This is a genomic window from Motilimonas pumila (assembly GCF_003596335.1).
Lineage (GTDB): Bacteria > Pseudomonadota > Gammaproteobacteria > Enterobacterales > CBDFNC01 > Motilimonas > Motilimonas pumila.
Genome location: NZ_QZCH01000126.1, coordinates 1 through 746, shown reverse-complemented (window position 1 = coordinate 746; position 746 = coordinate 1). Strand labels below are relative to the sequence as shown.

The following is a 746-nucleotide window of genomic DNA, read 5'->3' as shown; positions in this document are numbered from 1 at the left end:
AACCACATCCAGTTTGCCCAATAGCTTAAGAGCTGCAGGCATATTGTAATGGGCACTGCCACCGTCTATCTGATCCAGTAGCCATAAGCGTTGTTGAGGAAATGACAGTGAAAGAAAACACTCTCGCTCAATAACTGAAATATTACTGTTACGTTTTTTTAGCTGTCTTGCTTTCAACAATAAAACTATCTCAGGTTTCATTTCTCTTATCAAACTAACTAACTCAGATGTCAGTTTTTGTTTTTCACCACGAATTATGACCCTTTCTTGATCATCTAAACTAAGTTTAATTCCAAGAGTCTTTAAGGTACTGGAAAGCTCAAACACTGATATCATATTGTTAACTCCATTTCTGATTCGGTTAATACATCACTTTCATCAAACTCGATGTCCGAAAGCATACCCCCTCCTTCTATTAGCTCTGCCATCATCTCGACTATAGGAGTTTCAAACATTGCTTTTGCTGGTATAGGGACATCAAATGTCTCATCAACGAGTGTAACTAGCTTAACCACTAACAATGAGTGTCCACCTAACTGGAAGAAGTTATCAGTAACACCTACCCGCTCTACACCCAGCACTTCCTGCCATATCTCGCACAACACCTTCTCAGTCTCGCTGCGTGGTGCAACATACTCGACCTGCTGTGCTGACATATCAGGCTCAGGTAAGGCCTTACGGTCTATCTTTCCATTTGGCGTTAACGGTAACTGCTCAAGTAGAACAAATACTGAGGGGATCATGTA

General features: G+C 41.2%; 2 protein-coding genes. Both read right to left on the bottom strand.

The window, feature by feature from the left end:
• On the bottom strand, positions 1-336 hold a 336-nt coding region (locus D1Z90_RS20840), incomplete at its 3' end, for a hypothetical protein (protein WP_147378826.1).
• Positions 333-746: phosphopantetheine-binding protein (locus tag D1Z90_RS20835; protein WP_198419285.1), on the bottom strand; the 414-nt coding region annotated here is incomplete at its 5' end. The genes D1Z90_RS20835 and D1Z90_RS20840, both read right to left, overlap by 4 nt.